Raw genomic sequence first — 19,298 nt, forward strand, 5'->3', positions numbered from 1 at the left:
GCGGGCGGGGCCGCATCGCCAGGCGCCGGCACGACCGCGGTCGGCGACGGCTGGGATGGAGGCTTGGAGGGCGGATGCGGCGATGGCATGGCGGCGGCCCGGGGAATCCGGCTGGGGAGCCTGGAACAGTGCTGGCACGATGCAGGGATGAGCCATGGGCCGCCTGGTCGATCAGGTCGGGACCTTTTTCAGCATCTCGATGCCGACCTGGCCCGACGCGATCTCGCGCAGTGCCACCACGGTCGGCTTGTCCTTCGCTTCGACCTTGGGCGTGTGGCCCTGCACCAGCTGGCGCGCACGGTACGTGGCCGCCAGCGCGAGCTCGAAACGATTCGGAATGTGTTTCAGACAATCTTCGACGGTAATACGCGCCATATCAAATCCACCTTGGGACAAAACCTTACGTTGGGTTGCTATTTTACAGCACGCGGCGGGAAACGCCGGCGGCGCCCCGCGCGGCTGTCATCGGCAGGCATCGTTTCAGTGGATGCCAAGCTCGATGAACAGCTCCGCATGCCGCGCCTTCTGCGAGGAAAAGCGCAGCCGCGTGGCGCTGATGACGTTGCGCAACTGCTCCAGCGCGTCGTCGAAGACCTCGTTGATGATGACGTAGTCCGACTCCGAGGCGTGGGCCATTTCGCTGCCCGCGGCCAGCAGGCGGCGCACGATCACGTTGGGCTCGTCCTGGCCGCGCTTTTTCAGGCGCTCTTCCAGCGCGGTCAGCGACGGCGGCAGGATGAAGATCTCCACCGCGTTGGAAAAGCGCTGGTGCACCTGCTGCGCGCCCTGCCAGTCGATCTCGAGCAGCACGTCGTTGCCTTGCGCCATCTGCTGCTCGATCCACACGCGCGAGGTCGCGTAGTAGTTGCCGTGCACCTCGGCCCACTCCAGGAAATCGCCGCGATCGCGCGCGCTGCGGAAGGCATCGACGGTGACGAAGTGGTACTCGCGGCCGTCCTCCTCGCCCGGGCGCGGTGCGCGCGTGGTGTGCGAGATCGACAGGCGGATGGCCGGGTCCTGCGCCAGCAGCGCGTTGACCAGCGTCGACTTGCCCGCGCCCGAGGGCGCCACCACCATGAAGAGGTTGCCGGGGTAGACGGTGTCGATGGCGGTGTGGGAGGACGCGTGGGCGGTCGCGTGGGCGGTCGGATTGGCGGCCGTTGGAGAAGTTGGGCTCATGATGTTTCGGTGACTGTCTTACTCTAGATTCTGGACCTGCTCGCGCATCTGCTCGATCAGCAGCTTGAGCTCCATCGAGGCATCGGCCAGCTCCTTGGCGGCGGCCTTGGAGCCCAGCGTGTTGGCCTCGCGGTTGAGCTCCTGCATCATGAAGTCGAGGCGCTTGCCCACCTGGCCGCCCTTCTTCAGGATATGGCGCGTTTCGTTCAGGTGCGCCTGCAGCCGCGACAGCTCTTCGGCGATGTCGATGCGGATGCCGTAGACGGTGGCTTCCTGGCGGATGCGCTCGGCGATCTCGTCGCGGCTCATCGCCGGCATGCCGTTGGGCGCGGCCAGGTTGAAGGCTTCCTGCAGGCGCTCGGTCAGCTTTTCCTGGTGGTGCGCGATCAGCTGCGGGATGGTCGGGGTCAGGCGCTCGACGATCGCCAGCATGGCGTCGATGCGCTCGGTCAGCGTGGCCTTGAGCGCGTCGCCCTCGCGGCGGCGCGCTTCCAGCAGCTGGTCGAGCGCCTCGCGCGCGGCGCCGAGCACGGCTTCGCGCAGCGACTCCTGCGACAACTCCGGCTCGACCAGCACGCCGGGCCAGCGCAGGATCTCGCCCATGCGCAGGGTGCCGGCGCTGCTGAAGGTGGCGGCCACGGTGGTTTCGAGCGCGCGGATCTGCGCCAGCAGCCCGTCGTTGAGCGCCAGCGTGGCGCCGCCGGCATCGGTGCGCTGCAGGTTGATGCGGCATTCCAGCTTGCCGCGCGACAGCTCGGCCATCAGCATCTCGCGCAAGGCCGGCTCGAACGCGCGGCACTCCTCGGGGGCCCGGAACAACAGGTCGAGGAAACGCGAATTGACAGTGCGGAATTCCACCGAAACGGACGCGGTGCGCCCGCTGGGCTCACCCTGCGCGTTGGTCAATGGCGCCTGGCGCGTCGCCAGGCCGTAGCCTGTCATGCTGTGGATCATTGGTTGTTCTCGTGATTGGCGCCGCACCGTCGCGAAGCGGCCGCGGCCTGCCGGCGGACGCCCGCCCGGCCGGCGCGCGGCGCAGCCTGCGGGGGGCGCCCTCAAAACGTTGAAAGGCGGGCAATAACGCCCGTATTTGTGTTCTTTACAAGTGACCGATTAGCCCGGACAATCCTGAGGCAAATCCGCGGGGGCAACTCCGGTCCTATTCCCATGACAGAGCCAAAGGGCACGCCACAACCGAAGAGTGCACCGCTGCCCGTCGGCACGCTGCTGTCCAACTATCGTATTGTAAAGAAGTTGGCCAGCGGGGGGTTCAGTTTCGTCTACCTGGCCACCGACGAAACCGGCGCGCCGGTCGCCATCAAGGAGTACCTGCCGTCGTCGCTGGCGCGGCGCAACCCCGGCGAACTGATCCCCGTGGTGCCCGAGGAAAACGCCGCGGCGTTCCGGCTGGGCCTGAAGTACTTCTTCGAAGAGGGCCGCTCGCTGGCCCGCATTTCCCATCCCAGCGTGGTGCGCGTGGTGAACTTCTTCCGCGAGAACGCCACCGTCTACATGGTGATGAACTACGAGCTGGGCAAGACGCTGCAGGAACATGTGCTGGCGGCCCGGCAGCAGGGGCGCGCCAAGGTGCTGCGCGAGCATTTCATCCGCAAGGTCTTCCACGACCTGATGAGCGGCCTGCGCGAAGTGCATATCCACAAGCTGCTGCACCTGGACATCAAGCCCGGCAACATCTACCTGCGCGAGGACGAGTCCCCCATCCTGCTGGATTTCGGCGCCGCGCGGCAGACCCTGACCATGGAGGCCGCGCGCTTCCAGCCGATGTACACGCCCGGCTTCGCCGCGCCGGAACTGTACGGCAAGCACACTGACCTGGGCCCGTGGACCGACATCTACAGCCTGGGCGCGACGCTTTACGCCTGCATGGCCGGACTGCCGCCGCAGGAAGCCAACCAGCGCGAGAAGGATGACCGCATGGGCGAGGCGCTGATGCGGCTGCGCAGCAGCTATACCAACGGCCTGGTCGACCTGGTCGAGTGGTGCCTGCGGCTGGAGCCATCGGGCCGCCCGCAGAGCGTATTCCGGCTGCAGAAGGAATTGCGCGAGCAGACCAACGCGCTGGGCGAGCAGGCGCTGGCGCCTGCGACCCAGGCGCCGGCACCCGCCCCCATGCCGCCGGAAAAAGCGCCCGCGACCTCGCGCTTTCTGACGCTGCTGCGCCGGCGTGACGAGCAGGCACCCGGCGCGAGCGTCGACTGAATCACAAACCCGGCTGCGGCGCCCCCGTGCGCGCGGCCGGGCCATCGAACCCCAAGAAAGCCAACCAGCCAACATGCGATTCTCTGTCTACCAGGAAAGCAGGAAAGGCGGCCGCCGCGTCAACCAGGACCGCATGGGCTATTGCTTCACGCGCGATGCGCTGCTGATGGTGCTGGCCGACGGCCTCGGCGGCCACGCCCACGGCGAAGTCGCCGCGCAGCAAGCGCTGCAGACGCTGGCGCGCCAGTTCCAGCTGCAGGCGCGGCCCGCGGTGCGCAACCCGGCCGAGTTCCTGCAGGACACCATCATGCTGGCGCACCGCGAGATCCACCGCTATGCCGAGGCCAACCAGATGGCCGACGTGCCCCGCACCACGGTGGTCTGCTGCCTGGTGCAGCACGGCCAGATCCACTGGGCCCATGCCGGCGATTCGCGCTATTACCTGCTGCGCAAGGGCCGGCTGCTGACGCGCACGCGCGACCACTCCAAGATCGAGAACCTGCTGCAGCAGGAGCGCGTGCTGCCGATGGAGGTGGCCAACCATCCCGAGCGCAACAAGCTCTACAACTGCCTGGGCTCGCCCAACCTGCCGCTGATCGACCTGGGCGGGCCGGTGCGGCTGGAACCGGGCGACGTCGCCCTGCTGTGCTCCGACGGCCTGTGGGGCCCGCTGGACGAGCCGGTGCTGGTGGACAAGCTGTCGCGGCTGTCGGTGGTGCAGGCGGTGCCGGCGTTGATCGACCAGGCGCTGCAGCAGGCCGGCGAAGGTGCGGACAACACCACCGGCATCGCCATGATGTGGGAGCTGGACAACAACACTGCCAGCCAGGACGCGGTGATGACCGATACGCTGCCGCTCAATGCCTTCACCACGTCGATCCTGGAGCGCAACGGCACCGACAGCGACCTGCTGTCCGAGGAAGAGATCGAGCGCTCGATCGCCGAGATCCGCGCCGCCATCGACAAGACCAGCAACCTGATGCGGTGATGGCCCCGCGGGGGTCCGGCCCGCGGTGGCGGGCAGCGCGCAAGGTCCGGCAGCGGTAGAATCGCGGTCTCTCCTCCTCTACCCCTTGCGGACAAACCATCTCATGCGACCCAGCGGCCGCGCAGCCGATGCGCTGCGTTCCATCAGCCTTACCCGCCACTACACCCGCCACGCCGAAGGCTCCGTCCTGTGCGCCTTTGGCGATACCAAGGTGCTGTGCACCGCCAGCGTGCTGGCCAAGGTGCCGCCGCACAAGAAGGGCAGCGGCGAAGGCTGGGTCACGGCCGAATACGGCATGCTGCCGCGCGCCACGCATACGCGTTCCGACCGCGAGGCCGCGCGCGGCAAGCAGACCGGCCGCACCCAGGAAATCCAGCGCCTGATCGGCCGCGCCATGCGCTCGGTGTTCGACCTGGCGGCGCTAGGCGAATACACCCTCCACCTCGACTGCGACGTGCTGCAGGCCGACGGCGGCACCCGCACCGCGGCCATCACCGGCGCTTTCGTCGCCGCCCACGACGCGGTCTCGACCATGCTGCGCGACGGCCTGATCGCCGCCAGCCCGATCCGCGACCATGTCGCGGCAGTCTCGGTCGGCATGGTCGATGGCGTGCCGGTGCTGGACCTGGACTACGCCGAGGACAGCAACTGCGACACCGACATGAACGTGGTCATGACCGGCAGCGGCGGCTTTGTCGAAGTGCAGGGCACCGCCGAGGGCGCGCCCTTCAGCCGCGCCGAGCTCGACGCCATGACGCGCCTGGCCGAAGCCGGCATCGCCCGGCTGGTGCAGTACCAGCGCGAAGCGCTGGGCCTGGCCTGAGCTCCGGAGCCCGCGATGCGACGCCTGGTACTGGCCTCCAACAATCCCGGCAAGCTGCGCGAATTCGGCGCGCTGCTGGCCCCGCTCGGCTTTGACGTGGTGACGCAGGGCGAGCTCGGCATCCCCGAGGCCGAAGAACCCTTCGCCACCTTTGTCGAGAACGCGCTGGCCAAGGCCCGCCACGCCAGCCGGCTGGCCGGGCTGCCCGCGCTGGCCGACGACTCCGGCATCTGCGTGCAGGCTCTGGACGGCGCGCCCGGGGTCTATTCCGCGCGCTATGCGCAAATGGCCGGACAGGCCAAGTCGGACTCGGCCAACAACGCCTACCTGGTCTCGCAACTGGCGGGCAAGCTGAACCGGCACGCGTATTACTACTGCGTGCTGGTGTTCGTGCGCCACGCCGAAGACCCGTGCCCGATCATCGCCGAAGGCGTGTGGCATGGCGAAGTCGTCGACGCGCCGCGCGGCGCGGGCGGCTTCGGCTACGACCCGCACTTCCTGCTGCCGGCGCTGGGCAAGACCGCGGCCGAACTGCCGCCGGAAGAGAAGAACCGCGTCAGCCACCGCGCCCAGGCGCTGCGCGCACTGGTGGCCCGGCTGCAGGCCGAGGCCGCGGAGACTGGCACGCGATGATTCCGATCGTACCGGCCTCCGCGTCCGTGCCTGTCGACAGCAAGCAGCTGTGGCTCAAGCCCGGGCAGATCAGCCTGCCCGGATCGCCGCCGCTGTCGCTGTACGTGCATATCCCGTGGTGCGTGCGCAAGTGCCCGTATTGCGATTTCAACTCGCATGCCGCACCCGGCGCCGACAACCACGAGATTCCGGAAGACCTCTACCTCGACGCGCTGCGCGCGGACCTGGAGCAGTCGCTGCCGCTGGTCTGGGGACGCCCGGTGCATACCGTCTTTATCGGCGGCGGCACCCCGAGCCTGCTGTCGGCGGCGGGCATGGACCGGCTGCTGTCGGATATCCGCGCGCTGCTGCCGCTGGATGCCGATGCCGAGATCACGATGGAGGCCAATCCCGGCACCTTCGAAGCCGACAAGTTCGCCAGCTACCGCGCCAGCGGCATCAACCGGCTGTCGATCGGCATCCAGAGCTTCAATGACCGGCACCTGCAGGCACTGGGCCGCATCCACGGCGGCACCGAAGCGCGCCGCGCCATCGACATCGCCCAGGCCAGCTTCGACAACATCAACCTGGACCTGATGTACGCCCTGCCCGGCCAGACCCTGCAGGAGTGCCAGGCGGACGTCGAAGCCGCGCTGGCCTGCGGCACCACGCACCTGTCGCTGTACCACCTGACGCTGGAGCCGAACACGCTGTTCGCGAAGTATCCGCCGGCATTGCCCGACGACGACACGGCGTACGAGATGCAGGACTGGATCGAAGCGCGCACGGCCGCGGCGGGCTATCGGCACTACGAGACTTCGGCCTATGCAAAGCCGCACCGCGAGGCGCGCCATAACCTCAACTACTGGCGCTTCGGCGACTATCTAGGCATCGGCGCCGGCGCGCACGGCAAGCTGTCGTTCCCGCAGCGCGTGCTGCGCCAGATGCGGCACAAGCACCCGGCCACCTACATGGCGCAGGCCATGGCGGGCAACGCCGTACAGGAAGCGCGCGACGTCGGCGCCGACGAGCTGCCGTTCGAGTTCATGCTCAACGCGCTGCGCCTGACCGACGGCGTGCCGGCCTCGAGCTTCCACGACTACACCGGGCTGCCGCTGCACACCATCAGCAAGCAGCTGGCCGAGGCCGAGAAAAAAGGCTTGCTGGAAGCCGACCTGGCCACGATCCGCCCCACCGAACTGGGCCGGCGCTTCCTCAACGACCTGCAGGAGATGTTCCTGAAGGACTGAGCGGCCCGCACGCCGGCAACGATAAAAAAAGGCCACGCTAGCGCGTGGCCTTTGGCTTCTGGCAAACGTCAGGCTGGCAGGTCAGTACGGCGTGGCCGTGTCGTTGGCCACGCGCGCGCGCATGCCCACTTGCAGGCTGCCCAGGTTGGACTGCGTCACCGTGGCGAGGCGGCCGTCATCGAGCCGCACGTTGACGCGATAGACCGTTTGCGTATTGCTGCCCGCGCGCTTCTCGATCTGATTGCCGGCCACGGCGCCGACCACGGCACCGCCGATGGTCGCCGCGGTCTGGCCGCGCCCGCCACCGATCTGGTGGCCCAGCAGGCCGCCGGCGGCACCGCCGATCACCGTGCCCAGCAGCCCGGAGCTGCCCTGCGTGGTGGTGACCGGCTCGATCGATTCCACGCGGCCGTAGTAGACCGCGCCGGCCGGTGCCTGCGAGGTGTGGGGGTTCTGGTAACCCGGGGGCGGCGCGTTGTAGCCGGTGTTGTAGCCCTGGTCGTAGCCGCTGTTGTACGGCGCCGCACAACCGGCCAGCGCAGCCGCCGCGGCCACCGGAACGATCAGCCATGTCTTGCTTGGGATTCGCATTTTGAGTTCTCCTCTGTTGCCAGGCGAAAGCCGGGGATGCGGCACACACCGCAGTGCCCGGTACGACCATATGAGCGATGGCGCGATATGAAGGTTCCGCCATGTCAGACAGAGCCCGACAGCACAGCGCAAGTTGTGGCCGGAAATTTGCGGCTGCGCCCATGCCGCGAGGCAAGTCCCCATCGGGAAGCGTGGGGCTTGTATAATGCGCGGCCAGACCGTTGCGTCTGCATGCGGCACTGCGCCGGAGGCCCTGCGCTTTCGCGCTACAATGCCCGCACTTTCCGGAAGCGTGGCCGAGTGGTTTAAGGCAGCAGTCTTGAAAACTGCCGATGGGGTGACCCATCCGTGAGTTCGAATCTCACCGCTTCCGCCATTCCTCATTCCACCGCGTTCCGACACCCTCCAGCGAATCAGCCGGAAACCCAATAGAGGCGCGGCTTTGGGGGTATTTTTCTTCTTGCCGCCTCCACACCGCTCCGACACAATCCGACCATCGAACAGGGGTCAGAACGGGGGTGGGAAATGGCAACACGGCAACTGCATCGGCTCACGGCGCTGAAGATCGGCAAGCTGGATGTACCGGGGCATTACCCGGACGGCGGCAACCTCTATTTCCAGATCTCTCAGACTGGCTCGCGCTCCTGGATCTTCAAGTTCACGCTACGCGGCCGGTCGCGCGAAATGGGGCTGGGCCCCCTGGCTTCCGTCTCGCTGGCTGCAGCGCGCGCAGAAGCCTCAAAATGCCGGGACCTTCTTCGGGATGGAGTCGATCCGATTGAGGCGCGGAAGGCCAAGCAGCGGCAACGCATGCTCGAATTGTCAGGACCGCGCCTATTCAAGGCTGCAGCGGCCGACTACATCGCCAAGCATCGTGCCGGGTGGAAGAACAAGAAGCACGCCCAACAGTGGACAAACACGATCGCCACCTACGCAGGCCCAATCCTTGGTGATCAAGACGTGCGCGACGTCGACACGGCCATGATCTTGCAGGTGCTGCAGCCGATCTGGATCAAGAAGCGCGAAACAGCGTTCCGACTACGTGGGCGCCTCGAATGCATACTCGATGCCGAAAAGGCGCTCGGACATCGCGAGGGAGAGAATCCGGCACGCTGGCGCGGCCACCTCGACAAGCTGCTCCCCAAACAAAATCGGCGCAAAAAGATCAAGCATCACCCAGCGCTACCGTGGCAGGAAATTCCGGGCTTTATGAAGGAACTGCGCGAGCAGCGCGGGACTGCCGCTCGCATGCTCGAGCACTTAATCCTGACGGTTGTCCGCACCCAGGAGGTCCAATTTGCGAGACCCGAGGAATTCGACATGCGTTATCGCGTCTGGACTGTACCGGGCGAACGCATGAAGATGGAATTGCCCCTACGTGTGCCAATGACCGATCGCCTCGTCGAGTTGGTTGAGGCAGCATTGCCTGGCGCGCGAGACGGCTGGCTCTATCCGGGCCGGAAGAAGGGGAAGCCGCTTTCCAACATGGCTATGCTGAAGCTGCTTGAGCGAATGGGTTACGGACATGTCACCGTGCATGGCTTCCGCTCGACCTTCCGGGATTGGGTGGCGGACTGCACGGAATATGCGGACTCGCTTGCAGAAATGGCGCTGGCTCACGCCATCCAGAACGAAAGCGAAGCGGCCTACCGTCGGGGCGACATGCTTGAGCGCCGGCGCAAGTTGATGAGGGACTGGGCGCACTACTGCTCCGGCCAAACAGCAGCAGCCATTCCACTGGATCAGAGCGCCACGCCGCAATCGGCGTGCAACTGATGGGGCTGGGAGTTGCTGATTAGCGCCGAGTGAAATCTTGGCGACGGCATAGGGATACAGATGTGGTTGGGCGCTTCCCTACTCTCGAAACTGGTCAACCGATAGAGCTACCGGCACAATTTAGCGAGCACTGCCTTCGGAGTTTTGGTGACAAACCAAGACGCTTTATAAATCAAGGCCTTGCGCAACTCGCAAATTGCAAAACCAAGGTCAACCAAGGTAACCAAAGGCCAACCCAGCCCACCATAGGTGCAATTTAGGTGCAGTCCGGCTTAGGCAACTGAGCGTGAAAAGCGCCCTGGAGGCACCGCGCCCGGCCGCTTCACTGTCAGCCAGTCCCGAGAGCGCTTGCCAGATCGATAGGTGGAGCCGGCACGTTTGCCGACGACGCCCTCCAGCCCCAGCGTTAACGCATGGCCGTACAGCCAGGCGCCGTCCTCGACGCTGTCCACATAGAGCAGCCCCGGCGGCGGCTCGACAGGCTCGCGCGGGATGGTCTTACGCTCGCACAGGAGCATGGCCCGCAGCTCGGCCAGCGTCGGCGCCGGCGGCGGCCGGCTGGCCATGGCATCACCCCTTGATGTTTCGTGGGTCGTGTCCGAAGGAGTTGCGCTCACGGATCTGGCCGTCGCGGCCGTGGATCAGGAGCTCGACCTGCTCGCGCTTGGCTCGCTCAGTGCCGGCGGCAATGGCTTCGTCCTGGGTGGCGAATTTCTGTTGCTGGCCCTCCCAGCCTTCGGCCTCAACGACCCAACTGTCACCGGCGGGCACGACGTGGATGTTCTTGCCTGGCATGGCTGTCTCCTGGATGTTGATGCAGCCAGTCTCTGCTCGACGCTTGGCCGGCGCTATCAGGCGCCGTCCGACAGCAGGCAGGTGGAAGCGCCTAGAACGGCAGCTCTGGGGCGGCCACGGAAGGGGGTTCCTTGGTCTGCCGCACGATGGGCGCCGCCTCGGTGGCCATGGCTTCAGCCGGAAAGAGGGTCATGAAGGTGCGGGCGACTTCCGGGTCGCGGCACGCCAGCCAGTCGTTCCATTGCTGCCGCGGCACGATAACCACCGATCGCTTTTCCTTGCCGGAGGCGTGCATCCGATTCATGACGGGGTGCTTGTCCGCGTTCACAGTCAGCATGGTGAACGAGTAGGCGCCGTCGGGCCAGTCGCGCCAGAGGCCGGCGATGCCAAAGGCCGGCTCGCCAGGGAGCCAGATCTTGTACCGCGTCGACTTGGGCCCGGCCTCGTAGTGGGGTTCGTAGACCGCGGTGGCCGGAATCAGGCAGAGCTGGCCCTTCTTCCATGGGCCGCTGAACGTTTGCTTCTCCCCCACCGTCTCCGACCTGGCGTTCATGGTGTCGTAGGGGCGGACGCCTTGCGGAACGCGTGAGCGCGGCTCCAGGCCAAAGCTGGCCAGCACGCTGTTCCGCCGGCCGCCACCGTCCAGGCGCACGATGGGGGCAGCGTAGTCTGGCCAAGCCTCGGGCTTCCACTCGGCAGGCGGCGGCTCGACTCCGAAGATGTCCCGCAGGATCTGGCGCTGCACTGGGCCGTAGTTGGTACACATCAGCGTCTCCTTGCCAATCATGACCGCCGCCGGCGAGCACCTCGCGCGGCCGCCGTGTCTACGTTGTCGAACACCTCTTCCGCCGCGGCCTCGCCGACACCAGCTTCGCCCTGCATCATCCACGTCTCCTCGGCCAGCTCGCGCCGCAGTGCGGCCAGGATGATGTGGGCAGCCGAGCTGTTCATCATGCTGTCGTAGATCGGAAAGCATGCCGCAAACTGGGCAGCACGCCGCACCGTGCGCTGCAGCCGCGCAATCTCCCACAACAGCGCCCGAACCTCGGGGGTCCGGTTGCGCTGGTACATGGCGCGCATCTCTGTCGGGGTCAACGGCGCGCGAAAGTGATGACCAGCCGCACGCCGCGTCCGCAGCTCTGCCTGATCGCCGTCGACCAGGTCTTGCGCCCGGAATGCTGCTGTGAGCTTCGGGATCTCATCCGTCCGTCAGGAGCTACTACTGTATAAAAACACAGCATATCGAAAAGGGCGCCGCTAAAAGTCGTGGGGGGTCGGGAAAAAGGTAACCTTGGTAACCTCGACGCGGAAATCGTCCGCAAAGCCTTGTCAGATAAGGAATTCCGGGTTTCTGCAAAAAGGTAACATTGGGGTAACTTTAGGGTAACTAAATTACCTTTTCGAAAGGTAACCTCTACAGAAACCGACCTTCAATAAAATCAACGACTTAGCACCAGGTTACCTTTTTGGTTACCTCAGATTACCTTTGCAAGGTAACCACCTCCCCCTTGTAAATCAATGAGTTAGCGCCGCTTTTCGGGGCTGGTTACCGAAGTTACCTTTTTCCTGACCCCTCCCCGCTCCTTAACTTGCCGATCACGCCATATGTGTTGCATAGCGCACAATTGGGGCGGTTCCTGTCACCCTGCCTGGCGACCGCTGCCGCATAGCGAAGGCGCATAAATCCGCGTAAGGCGATGCACCCTGCCGACCGCCCGCCCCCATAGCACTGGCGCGGCTCCGCGGGCTTCATGCAACTGCATAAAAACCACTCGATGAAGCGAGCGGGTGAGGCGGGGTCTCCACCGCGCGCACTACGATGTAGACTCTGGTTCTCTTCATCTTTACTCCACGTCTTGTCCACAGCTATGCCCAATGACGCCACCCCAACGCAGCAGGCCGTCCCAAATCCTCCAGCATTGAGCTTGGAGGACGTTTTCAAGAAATCGGGTGTACCGACGCACACCTTTGTCGAGCCAAGCGAGTTCAACCGTGTCGTTGTTGCATTACGGACCCCGGGCCGCGGCCTTATCGTGGAGGGCCCGTCCGGCATTGGTAAGACTTCGTGTATCAGACGAGCAGTGGAGCGGCTGCAATATGGGGACTCCTGCACCTGGCTATCGGCACGCCGATCGGCCGACGTCGCCCGCATTGCAGGTCTCAAGGGGCAGTCAAACGTAGGCTTGGTCATCATCGACGATTTTCACCGCCTTCCGGACGAGTTGAAGCTGCAGCTGACGGACTTGATGAAGCTTGCGGCAGACGAAGAAGACGTTGGGACCAAAATTGTCTTGATCGGTATCAACAGAGCCGGCCAGTCACTTATTGACGTCGCCCCAGATCTGCTACACCGAATTGAAATTATTCGATTGGCGCGGACCAATATCGAACGGTTGATCGAACTGATCAACCGCGGTCAATATGCGTTGAACTGTGAGATCGCGGCCTGGGAAGACATCGCGGGCGAGGCCGAAGGAAGCTTTGCGATGGCACAGATTCTTTGCCACGAAGCATGTTTGCAAGCTGGCGTGATTGAGCGTTGCCAAGGGACCGTTACGATTGAGACGAGCGTGCCCGCGATGCGTGAGGCCGTAATTCGAGAACTGTCAGCGCGCTTTACCCCAGTCGCGCGGGATTTTGCTACAGGGAACCGACTTCGCCGCGAAGGCCGCGCCCCCTATTTGCATCTACTGAGATGGCTATCAACCACGGAGCAGGGTGTGTTGGATACACGTGACGCCATCGCAGCGAATCCAAAAATGAAGGGAAGTGTTTCTCAAGTGATCGAAAAAGGTCACTTGCGCACACTCATCTCTAACAATACTGAGATCGGCAACCTAATTCACTTCGATGCACAGAGCCAGTTGCTCACTGCGGAAGACCCGAAGTTTCTGTATTTCATTCGCCATCTAATTTGGTCGAATTTTTCGCGACAGATCGGTTATTTCAATCTCGACTTCACAAGCAAGTACGACTTCGCGCTATCGTTTGCGGGGGAAAATCGTGAAATTGCTGAGCGCCTTTGCGAGAAGCTCATGGAAAGAGAAATCCAGGTCTTCTACGACATGCACGAACAGCATCGCATCGTCGCAAATGACGTCGAAGAATACCTGGCACCAATCTATCGAGCGGAAGCCAGGTACGTAGTTGCGATCCTAAGCAAGGACTACCCCCGCAAGATTTGGACGAAGTTTGAATCCGGCGAGTTTGCAGAGCGTTATGGCAGCAATGTAATTTCGATCGTGTGCTCTGACTGGGTCCCAGGCGCCATCGATCCTGTTTCCGCAATTGGCTATCTTTCCTATGATTTGAACGGTGACCGAGAAGCGCAAATCGAGCATATCGCCGATGTTATCGCAGCAAAACTCACCTCGGATCGCACAGAGGAACTCGCTGCTGCAGCGAAGGAAGCGGAGAACGCAGCCAACGACCTTTTTTATGACGGATCGAAGTAGAGTCAATCGGAGAGCCGGTAGCTTGAAAAGCGTACGACCTCCTCCTCCAGCCAGTAGTTGAGTTCTTTGAGCCGCTCTTGCAGCGGCTCAATTTCATTTCGCGCGAAGACCAATGCGGCCTTCTCGGCGTCACCGAACCCGCCCGTGTTGTTCGGGATAATGCCCATCAGTTGCGGCGGCACGCGATGCGCAGCCAACTGGTCGTCGCGGGTCACATTCTTGATGTTCCAGAACTCGTCCTTGGCTGCCACCTCGGAGACCGGCAGCAGTTGGATGCCGTCCTTCTTCCCTCCTGGCGCGTACATAAACAGGTTGCGGAAGTTACCGGGCCCCTTGGACTCCTTGAGCGCTTTCCGCAGGACATCGACGTCTTCCTGCTTTTGCGCGGCATCGGTCATGTACAGGATGAAGCCGGCGTGGCTGCCATTCTTGTAATAACGCCGGCGGAAGAGCGTGGCCGATTCGTTGAGCCAGGTGGCATTGAGCGCCGACAGGTATTCGGGCAGCCCATACACCTCCTGGTTGATGTCCGGCTCCAGCAGGTGAAAGATGCTGCCGCGCTTGAAGGTGTGCTTGTCCTGCCAGTTCTGCACGAAGTGGTAGGTCTCCAGATCCACGCCGCGGCGAACGTACTTTGCCATGGCCGGCTCCAGTGCGATGGGCTGGCCCAGCACGTTGTCACGCCGCTCCAGATAGCCATTGCCGAACACCAAAAAATCCTGCACCCACCTCGCGAAGGCCGAGCGCGACAGCAGCTTGTGGGGAATGAACGTGGAGACCAGGATGTTGCGCTTCACGTAGATCGGAGAGCTGTTGTGCACGGCCGCGCGGAAGCTCCGCGCCAGGCCATCCCAGGGCAGCGGCGGCTCGTACCAGTCGCCGACGCGCATGCACTCCACGTAGTCGAGCAGCTCGCGACGATCTAGGACAGCCACCGGATCGCCGAAGCTGAACGCCTCCACAGACGCAGCGCGCGCCGGCTCGGCCGGCACAGATGCGGCGCCATGGGACGCGCCGCGGTATTTCTTGCGGGTCATGAGAACTCCAGAATGCTGGTATTGGTGGTGGTCACGCCTTCGATCGGCTCGTGCGCTAGCGCGTGCATGCAAGCCCAGGCCAGATCGGCGTGGCTGGTTTCTTCCGAGCGGCCGGCCTGGTAGGTGACCCGGCCGCCCGCAGCGGTGGTGGTCTTGCGGATCGACATGAACGACGCGGCGAAATCCGTCCAGCCGGCGTCAAACTCCAGACGCCCCTTGCTGATGACGTCGGTGGCCTTGAGCACCAGGCCGGTCTTCACGTCGACTGAATAGGTGAAGCCTTGTGCCTCCGGGCGTGTTTTGAGGACGACTTTGTAGACGGCATCGCCGACGCCGGTGCGGTCGATGCCGATGTAGGTCACGTTGTAGCGCTCGCACACCTTCAGGATGGCCGCGGCCTGCTCTTCGTAGTCGATGCCGCGGAACTGGTGTTTCTCCAGCACTCGGAACTTGCCGCCGGGCACCAGCGGCGGCGCGACCACCACTAGTGCGGCGCTGTCGCCGCCGCCACCGTTGGGGTCATAGCCCACCCACACTTCACGGTTGCCCAGCGGCCGCGGCGACCAGTGGCGGAAGTCTTCCCAGACTTCCCAGCTGTCTACCATGCAGCGCATCAGCATCGACAACGGGAAGACGGATGCCGTGTCGTCAATGAAGCCGCACATCAGCAGGTTCTCGAAGTCGGCGTCGCTGTACTCGCGGCGCAGCTGCTCCAGGTCGAACAGGTTGCAGCCGCCGCGCACCGCATCCTCGACGGTCACCACCTGGCGCCACTGCCCGTCCGCGCAGCGCCGGCCTGCCTGAAGATGCGCGTGGCTCACGTCTACCTGCACATGCTGATCTTTCCTGCGTCCGCGGTTGAACAAGGCGCCTGACCAGAAGGGATACGCCTCATGCGCCAGGCTTGATGGCGTCGAGAAATACGTCTGCCGCCACTTCGCATGGATGGCCATGCCGGAAGCCACCTTGCGCAGCTCCTGGAAGCGTTGAATCCAGAAATACTCGTCCAGATACAGGTTGCCGTGGTAGCTCTGGGCCGTGCGCGCATTGGTGCCGAGGAAGTACAGCGTCGCCCCATTGGGCAGCACCAGCGGATCGCCCTTCAACTCCACGCCCGCGGAATCCTTGGCAAACTGGATGATGTAGTGCTTGAAGACGTGGGCCTGCGCCTTGCTGGCCGACAGGAAAACCTGGTTGCGGCCGGTGGTCAGTGCGTCGATGAAGGCTTCGCGGGCGAAGTACCAGGTCGCGCCGATCTGGCGGCTCTTCAGGATGTTGCGGATGCGCTCGACCAGGCCGGCCTCGTACCAGACGCGCTGATAGTCGAACATCGAATCCATGAAGGCGTCGACCAGCTGGTCCTGCTCCTCGTCGCTGATCGCATTGCGCTCCGGCTTCTTGCGCGGGCCTTTGTTGCGGTTGGCCACCTTCGGATTGAGATCGGCCTCGTTGCCGGTGCACTCGTATCGGCGCACGCGCGCCAGGCGCTCGATCTGCCGGCCCAGCAGATCGATCTCCTTGTAATCCTTCCCTTCCTTCTTCTCCTTGGCCACCAGCAGCGCCATGCGCGCTTCGATGCTGGTCCCGATGCGCTCCACGGCATCAGCCTTGTCCCACTCGTCGCGCCGCTTCCAGCTGTGCACGGTCACGGGCTTCACGCGAAGCATTTCCGCGATGCGCGCGACCCGATAGCCCTGCCAGTAGAGCGCGCGCGCGATGCGCCGCGGCTCCATTTCTGGATCGAATGAATGGATGGAAAGAGGCGGAAGCGTAGTCATGCCGCAACGCTACCGGTCGCGCGCGCGCGTGCCACGTGAGCGGTGTTGTGGCGCTGTTTCGCACAACACGATTGCGTTGCCCGCGCGTGGCGGCCCGCCCAACATGGCAGCACGACGTAACCACACGGAACCACGACCGAAGAGGAACCCATGGCCGGCAAGAACCCGAAGTTTTTCCGCATTGCCACCGAAGGCGCGACCAGCGACGGCCGCGTGATTGACCGCGAGATGCTGGTGCAGATGGCGGCGAGCTACGACCCGGACACCTACGGGGCGCGCATCAACCTGGAGCACATCCGCGGCATCGTGCCCGATGGCCCGTTCAAGGCGTACGGTGACGTGCTGGCGCTCAAGACCGAGGAGGAAGGCGGCAAGATGCGCCTCTATGCGCAGCTGGACCCCACCGCCGAGCTGATCGCCTTCAACAAGGCGCGGCAGAAGGTGTTCTGCTCCATGGAAGTGAACCCGGATTTCGCCGACACCGGCGAAGCCTATCTGGTTGGCCTGGCCGTCACCGACAACCCGGCAAGCCTGGGCTGCGAAATGCTTCAGTTCAGCGCCAAGGCGAAGACCAACCCGCTGGCCGAGCGCAAGCAGGATCCGAACAATCTGTTCTCCGAAGCCGTGCCGGTCGAACTGGACTTCTCCGCCGACACACCCAGCGCCGCGCCGGGGGCCGGTTTTGCCGCCAGCATCAAGAAGCTCTTCGCGCGCCAAGACAGGTCCGAAGCCGGCAACGATGCGCGCCACGCCGATACCCAGGAAGCCGTCCAGACCATCGCCAGGGAAGTGCAGTCGCTGGGCGAGACGTTTGCCAAGGCCATCGACGGTATGACACAGCGCCTGGATGCCTTGCAGGCCGACCAGGCCAAGGACAAGGAAGCGTTCAGCGCGCTCAAGGGCGCGCTGGAGAAGAAGGAAGACTTCCGCCGTCGCCCGCCCGCCACCGGCGGCGATGGCAGCGCCATCGAAACCGACTGCTGAGCCTGCCCCCGGACAGCGACACAACAACCCACCGGAGCCAACTCAATGCGCAACGATACCCGCCGCAAGTACGCGGCATACGAAGCCAAAATCGCCGAGATCAACGGCGTCGAGCGCGTGGACCGCAAGTTCAGCGTGCAGCCCAGCGTCCAGCAGAAGCTCGAAACGAAGGTGCAGGAATCCAGCGAATTCCTGGGCAGGATCAACGTCTACGGGGTGACCGAGCAGGAAGGCGAGAAGATCGGCCTCGGCGTGTCGGGTCCGGTGGCCAGCACCACTGACACCGCGGCGCAGGACCGCCAGACCCGCGACATTGCGACGCTGGATGACCGCAACTACCGCTGCGAGCAGACCAACTCGGACACCCACATCACTTACCGCATGCTGGATGCCTGGGCCAAGTTCCCCGACTTCCAGACCCGTATCCGCGACGCCATCCTGCGTCGCCAGGCGCTGGATCGCATCATGATCGGCTTCAACGGCGTGAGCCGCGCCGCCACGTCAAACCGCGCCACCAACCCGATGCTGCAGGACGTCAACAAGGGCTGGCTGCAGCACCTGCGCGAGGAAGCCCCGGAGCGCGTGATGAAGGATGGCAAGGCGGTGGGCAAGATCATCGTCGGCGGCCCGGACACCGATGCCGCGCGCGACTATGCCAGCCTCGACGCCCTGGTGTTCGACCTGTGCAGCCACCTGGTGGCGCCGTGGTACGCCGAAGACCCCGACCTGGTGGTGGTGTGCGGCCGCCAACTGCTGGCCGACAAGTATTTTCCGCTGCTGAACAAGGACCGCGACCCGACGCAGAAGCTGGCGACCGACATCATCATGAGCCAGAAGCGTATCGGAAACCTGCCGGCTGTGCGGGTGCCCTACTTCCCGCCGGCTGCCCTGCTGGTCACGCGCCTGGACAACCTGTCGATCTACTACCAGGAAGGCTCGCGCCGGCGCACGATCGTCGACAACGCCAAGCGCGACCGCATCGAGAACTACGAGTCCAGTAACGACGCGTACGTCATCGAAGACCTGGCGTGCGCCGCCATGGCCGAGAACATCGAGGTGGCCGCCGAATGACGAGCCCCGCCCGAAATCATTTCCTGCGCGTGAGCGCGCAGCGGGCGGCAGCCGCCGCCGAGGCCGACAACCCGCTGCACCACGCTTCGGGCCATGAGCTGATGCTGGCGCAGCTGGCGGAGCACAAGCGCCAGCTCAAGCAGATCCAGTCGATCGAGCGCAAGGCCGATGCCAAGCGCGCCATGCTGCCCGCCTATGCGGCCTGGGTGCAGGGTGTGCTGGACGCCGACACTGGCGTGCAGGACGAGGTCTTCATGCACGTGATGGTCTGGCACATCGACGTGGGCGACTTCGCCGGCGCCCTGCCGCTGGCCAGCTACGCCATCCGCCACGGCCTGGTGATGCCTGACCAGTACCAGCGCACCACGGCGTGCCTGATCGCCGAGGAGTATTCGGCCATGACGATCAAGGCCGTGGAAGCCGGACAGCCGGTCGACGTCGACGCCCTAGGCGAGGTCGGCATGCTGGTCAACGACCAGGACATGCCCGACGAAGTGCGCGCCAAGCTGCACAAGGCGGTCGGCTACGCCCATGCCGCACTGGTCGACACCACGCCGGCCGAGCGCCAGCAGGAGCGCCGCGAGTTCGCGCTGCGCAACCTGCGCCGTGCACTGGAGCTGCACGACAAGGTCGGCGTCAAAAAGGATATCGAGCGCCTCGAGCGCGAAATCAAGAACGCAGCAGCAGCCGGCGCCAAGGAGGGCGACGGCCGCAGCTGACACCGAGCGTGACCCCGCGC

Annotated in this window: 20 protein-coding genes and 1 tRNA gene; 11 read left to right on the forward strand and 10 right to left on the reverse strand. The window is 64.4% G+C overall.

Going from position 1 to position 19,298, the window contains the following annotated elements:
• Nucleotides 1-171 precede the first annotated feature (171 nt).
• The 3 genes from rpoZ to AC3FMM_RS02855 form a co-directional block, all read right to left on the reverse strand.
• Nucleotides 172-375, reverse strand: coding sequence for a DNA-directed RNA polymerase subunit omega (gene rpoZ, locus AC3FMM_RS02845; RefSeq protein WP_006578656.1), 204 nt, complete (start codon nucleotides 373-375; stop codon nucleotides 172-174).
• A 105-nt stretch (nucleotides 376-480) separates the two neighbouring features.
• Nucleotides 481-1,077 carry a guanylate kinase gene (gmk, locus tag AC3FMM_RS02850; protein WP_373429534.1) on the reverse strand — a complete coding sequence of 199 codons (597 nt, stop codon included), beginning with the start codon at nucleotides 1,075-1,077 and terminating at the stop codon, nucleotides 481-483.
• Nucleotides 1,078-1,197: 120 nt separating this feature from the next.
• On the reverse strand, nucleotides 1,198-2,133 hold the full coding sequence (locus tag AC3FMM_RS02855) for a YicC/YloC family endoribonuclease (protein ID WP_062797481.1): 936 nt from the start codon (nucleotides 2,131-2,133) through the stop codon (nucleotides 1,198-1,200).
• A gap of 213 nt (nucleotides 2,134-2,346) precedes the next feature.
• Between AC3FMM_RS02855 and AC3FMM_RS02860 the strand changes: the two genes are divergently transcribed.
• The 5 genes from AC3FMM_RS02860 to hemW all read left to right on the forward strand — a co-directional run bounded on the left by AC3FMM_RS02860 (nucleotide 2,347) and on the right by hemW (nucleotide 7,072).
• Nucleotides 2,347-3,399 (forward strand): serine/threonine protein kinase, encoded by a 1,053-nt coding sequence (locus AC3FMM_RS02860; protein ID WP_115679769.1) that lies wholly within the window; start codon nucleotides 2,347-2,349, stop codon nucleotides 3,397-3,399.
• 73 nt (nucleotides 3,400-3,472) lie between these two features.
• Nucleotides 3,473-4,387, forward strand: a complete 915-nt coding sequence (locus tag AC3FMM_RS02865; protein ID WP_115679768.1) for a PP2C family protein-serine/threonine phosphatase — start codon at nucleotides 3,473-3,475, stop codon at nucleotides 4,385-4,387.
• A gap of 103 nt (nucleotides 4,388-4,490) precedes the next feature.
• Nucleotides 4,491-5,210, forward strand: coding sequence for a ribonuclease PH (rph, locus tag AC3FMM_RS02870; protein WP_115679767.1), 720 nt, complete (start codon nucleotides 4,491-4,493; stop codon nucleotides 5,208-5,210).
• 15 nt (nucleotides 5,211-5,225) lie between these two features.
• Nucleotides 5,226-5,843 (forward strand): RdgB/HAM1 family non-canonical purine NTP pyrophosphatase, encoded by a 618-nt coding sequence (gene rdgB, locus AC3FMM_RS02875; protein WP_115679766.1) that lies wholly within the window; start codon nucleotides 5,226-5,228, stop codon nucleotides 5,841-5,843.
• The gene (gene hemW, locus AC3FMM_RS02880; RefSeq protein ID WP_115708680.1) at nucleotides 5,840-7,072 is read left to right on the forward strand and encodes a radical SAM family heme chaperone HemW; all 1,233 of its coding nucleotides are present in this window, start codon (nucleotides 5,840-5,842) and stop codon (nucleotides 7,070-7,072) included. The genes rdgB and hemW overlap by 4 nt, the downstream gene beginning before the upstream one ends.
• 81 nt (nucleotides 7,073-7,153) lie before the next feature.
• Here the strand turns inward: hemW and AC3FMM_RS02885 are convergent, their stop codons facing one another.
• A complete protein-coding gene (locus AC3FMM_RS02885) occupies nucleotides 7,154-7,663 on the reverse strand; it encodes an outer membrane lipoprotein (RefSeq protein WP_115679764.1) in 510 nt (169 codons plus the stop codon).
• A gap of 286 nt (nucleotides 7,664-7,949) precedes the next feature.
• On the opposite strand from AC3FMM_RS02885, the gene AC3FMM_RS02890 reads away from it, so the two are divergent.
• A tRNA-Ser gene (locus AC3FMM_RS02890) sits at nucleotides 7,950-8,039 on the forward strand.
• A gap of 149 nt (nucleotides 8,040-8,188) precedes the next feature.
• Nucleotides 8,189-9,439, forward strand: a complete 1,251-nt coding sequence (locus tag AC3FMM_RS02895) for a tyrosine-type recombinase/integrase (protein ID WP_373379624.1) — start codon at nucleotides 8,189-8,191, stop codon at nucleotides 9,437-9,439.
• Between the two features lie 272 nt (nucleotides 9,440-9,711).
• Here the strand turns inward: AC3FMM_RS02895 and AC3FMM_RS02900 are convergent, their stop codons facing one another.
• The 4 genes from AC3FMM_RS02900 to AC3FMM_RS02915 all read right to left on the reverse strand — a co-directional run bounded on the left by AC3FMM_RS02900 (nucleotide 9,712) and on the right by AC3FMM_RS02915 (nucleotide 11,305).
• Nucleotides 9,712-10,005 carry an ATP-dependent DNA ligase gene (locus tag AC3FMM_RS02900; protein WP_198036349.1) on the reverse strand — a complete coding sequence of 98 codons (294 nt, stop codon included), beginning with the start codon at nucleotides 10,003-10,005 and terminating at the stop codon, nucleotides 9,712-9,714.
• 4 nt (nucleotides 10,006-10,009) lie between these two features.
• Nucleotides 10,010-10,234 (reverse strand): DUF2188 domain-containing protein, encoded by a 225-nt coding sequence (locus AC3FMM_RS02905; protein WP_116378359.1) that lies wholly within the window; start codon nucleotides 10,232-10,234, stop codon nucleotides 10,010-10,012.
• 91 nt (nucleotides 10,235-10,325) lie between these two features.
• Nucleotides 10,326-11,000, reverse strand: coding sequence for an SOS response-associated peptidase (locus AC3FMM_RS02910; RefSeq protein ID WP_373379623.1), 675 nt, complete (start codon nucleotides 10,998-11,000; stop codon nucleotides 10,326-10,328).
• A 17-nt stretch (nucleotides 11,001-11,017) separates the two neighbouring features.
• Complete coding sequence (locus tag AC3FMM_RS02915) at nucleotides 11,018-11,305, reverse strand: hypothetical protein (protein ID WP_116378358.1); 288 nt, start codon at nucleotides 11,303-11,305, stop codon at nucleotides 11,018-11,020.
• Between the two features lie 854 nt (nucleotides 11,306-12,159).
• Here AC3FMM_RS02915 and AC3FMM_RS02920 point away from each other — a divergent pair.
• Entirely contained in the window at nucleotides 12,160-13,689 is a 1,530-nt protein-coding gene (locus tag AC3FMM_RS02920; RefSeq protein ID WP_373379622.1) for a TIR domain-containing protein, read from the forward strand.
• A 2-nt stretch (nucleotides 13,690-13,691) separates the two neighbouring features.
• Here AC3FMM_RS02920 and AC3FMM_RS02925 read toward each other — a convergent pair whose 3' ends face one another.
• The gene (locus AC3FMM_RS02925; protein WP_373379621.1) at nucleotides 13,692-14,726 is read right to left on the reverse strand and encodes a phage portal protein; all 1,035 of its coding nucleotides are present in this window, start codon (nucleotides 14,724-14,726) and stop codon (nucleotides 13,692-13,694) included.
• Nucleotides 14,723-16,504 carry a terminase ATPase subunit family protein gene (locus tag AC3FMM_RS02930; protein ID WP_373379620.1) on the reverse strand — a complete coding sequence of 594 codons (1,782 nt, stop codon included), beginning with the start codon at nucleotides 16,502-16,504 and terminating at the stop codon, nucleotides 14,723-14,725. Before AC3FMM_RS02930 ends, AC3FMM_RS02925 begins: the two co-directional genes overlap by 4 nt.
• 150 nt (nucleotides 16,505-16,654) lie before the next feature.
• On the opposite strand from AC3FMM_RS02930, the gene AC3FMM_RS02935 reads away from it, so the two are divergent.
• Genes AC3FMM_RS02935 through AC3FMM_RS02945 form a run of 3 tightly spaced genes read left to right on the forward strand, consistent with a single transcriptional unit; the run spans nucleotide 16,655 to nucleotide 19,278 of the window.
• On the forward strand, nucleotides 16,655-17,488 hold the full coding sequence (locus tag AC3FMM_RS02935; protein ID WP_373379619.1) for a GPO family capsid scaffolding protein: 834 nt from the start codon (nucleotides 16,655-16,657) through the stop codon (nucleotides 17,486-17,488).
• Between the two features lie 45 nt (nucleotides 17,489-17,533).
• Complete coding sequence (locus tag AC3FMM_RS02940; protein WP_373379618.1) at nucleotides 17,534-18,559, forward strand: phage major capsid protein, P2 family; 1,026 nt, start codon at nucleotides 17,534-17,536, stop codon at nucleotides 18,557-18,559.
• Nucleotides 18,556-19,278 carry a phage terminase small subunit gene (locus AC3FMM_RS02945; protein WP_373379617.1) on the forward strand — a complete coding sequence of 241 codons (723 nt, stop codon included), beginning with the start codon at nucleotides 18,556-18,558 and terminating at the stop codon, nucleotides 19,276-19,278. Before AC3FMM_RS02940 ends, AC3FMM_RS02945 begins: the two co-directional genes overlap by 4 nt.
• The last annotated feature ends 20 nt before the right edge of the window (nucleotides 19,279-19,298 follow it).

It is taken from the genome of Cupriavidus sp. 207A1, from assembly GCF_057798955.1.

Excerpts from the sequence above, each read along its gene's own strand:
- rdgB (WP_115679766.1), top strand. The coding sequence starts at position 5,226 with ATGCGACGCCTGGTACTGGCCTCCAACAATCCCGGCAAGCTGCGCGAA.
- hemW (WP_115708680.1), top strand. The coding sequence starts at position 5,840 with ATGATTCCGATCGTACCGGCCTCCGCGTCCGTGCCTGTCGACAGCAAG.
- AC3FMM_RS02940 (WP_373379618.1), top strand. The coding sequence starts at position 17,534 with ATGCGCAACGATACCCGCCGCAAGTACGCGGCATACGAAGCCAAAATC.
- AC3FMM_RS02900 (WP_198036349.1), bottom strand. The coding sequence starts at position 10,005 with ATGGCCAGCCGGCCGCCGCCGGCGCCGACGCTGGCCGAGCTGCGGGCC.
- AC3FMM_RS02910 (WP_373379623.1), bottom strand. The coding sequence starts at position 11,000 with ATGTGTACCAACTACGGCCCAGTGCAGCGCCAGATCCTGCGGGACATC.
- rph (WP_115679767.1), top strand. The coding sequence starts at position 4,491 with ATGCGACCCAGCGGCCGCGCAGCCGATGCGCTGCGTTCCATCAGCCTT.
- gmk (WP_373429534.1), bottom strand. The coding sequence starts at position 1,077 with ATGGTGGTGGCGCCCTCGGGCGCGGGCAAGTCGACGCTGGTCAACGCG.
- AC3FMM_RS02945 (WP_373379617.1), top strand. The coding sequence starts at position 18,556 with ATGACGAGCCCCGCCCGAAATCATTTCCTGCGCGTGAGCGCGCAGCGG.
- AC3FMM_RS02930 (WP_373379620.1), bottom strand. The coding sequence starts at position 16,504 with ATGACTACGCTTCCGCCTCTTTCCATCCATTCATTCGATCCAGAAATG.
- AC3FMM_RS02905 (WP_116378359.1), bottom strand. The coding sequence starts at position 10,234 with ATGCCAGGCAAGAACATCCACGTCGTGCCCGCCGGTGACAGTTGGGTC.
- rpoZ (WP_006578656.1), bottom strand. The coding sequence starts at position 375 with ATGGCGCGTATTACCGTCGAAGATTGTCTGAAACACATTCCGAATCGT.
- AC3FMM_RS02935 (WP_373379619.1), top strand. The coding sequence starts at position 16,655 with ATGGCCGGCAAGAACCCGAAGTTTTTCCGCATTGCCACCGAAGGCGCG.
- AC3FMM_RS02865 (WP_115679768.1), top strand. The coding sequence starts at position 3,473 with ATGCGATTCTCTGTCTACCAGGAAAGCAGGAAAGGCGGCCGCCGCGTC.
- AC3FMM_RS02855 (WP_062797481.1), bottom strand. The coding sequence starts at position 2,133 with ATGATCCACAGCATGACAGGCTACGGCCTGGCGACGCGCCAGGCGCCA.
- AC3FMM_RS02925 (WP_373379621.1), bottom strand. The coding sequence starts at position 14,726 with ATGACCCGCAAGAAATACCGCGGCGCGTCCCATGGCGCCGCATCTGTG.
- AC3FMM_RS02895 (WP_373379624.1), top strand. The coding sequence starts at position 8,189 with ATGGCAACACGGCAACTGCATCGGCTCACGGCGCTGAAGATCGGCAAG.
- AC3FMM_RS02915 (WP_116378358.1), bottom strand. The coding sequence starts at position 11,305 with ATGTACCAGCGCAACCGGACCCCCGAGGTTCGGGCGCTGTTGTGGGAG.
- AC3FMM_RS02860 (WP_115679769.1), top strand. The coding sequence starts at position 2,347 with ATGACAGAGCCAAAGGGCACGCCACAACCGAAGAGTGCACCGCTGCCC.
- AC3FMM_RS02885 (WP_115679764.1), bottom strand. The coding sequence starts at position 7,663 with ATGCGAATCCCAAGCAAGACATGGCTGATCGTTCCGGTGGCCGCGGCG.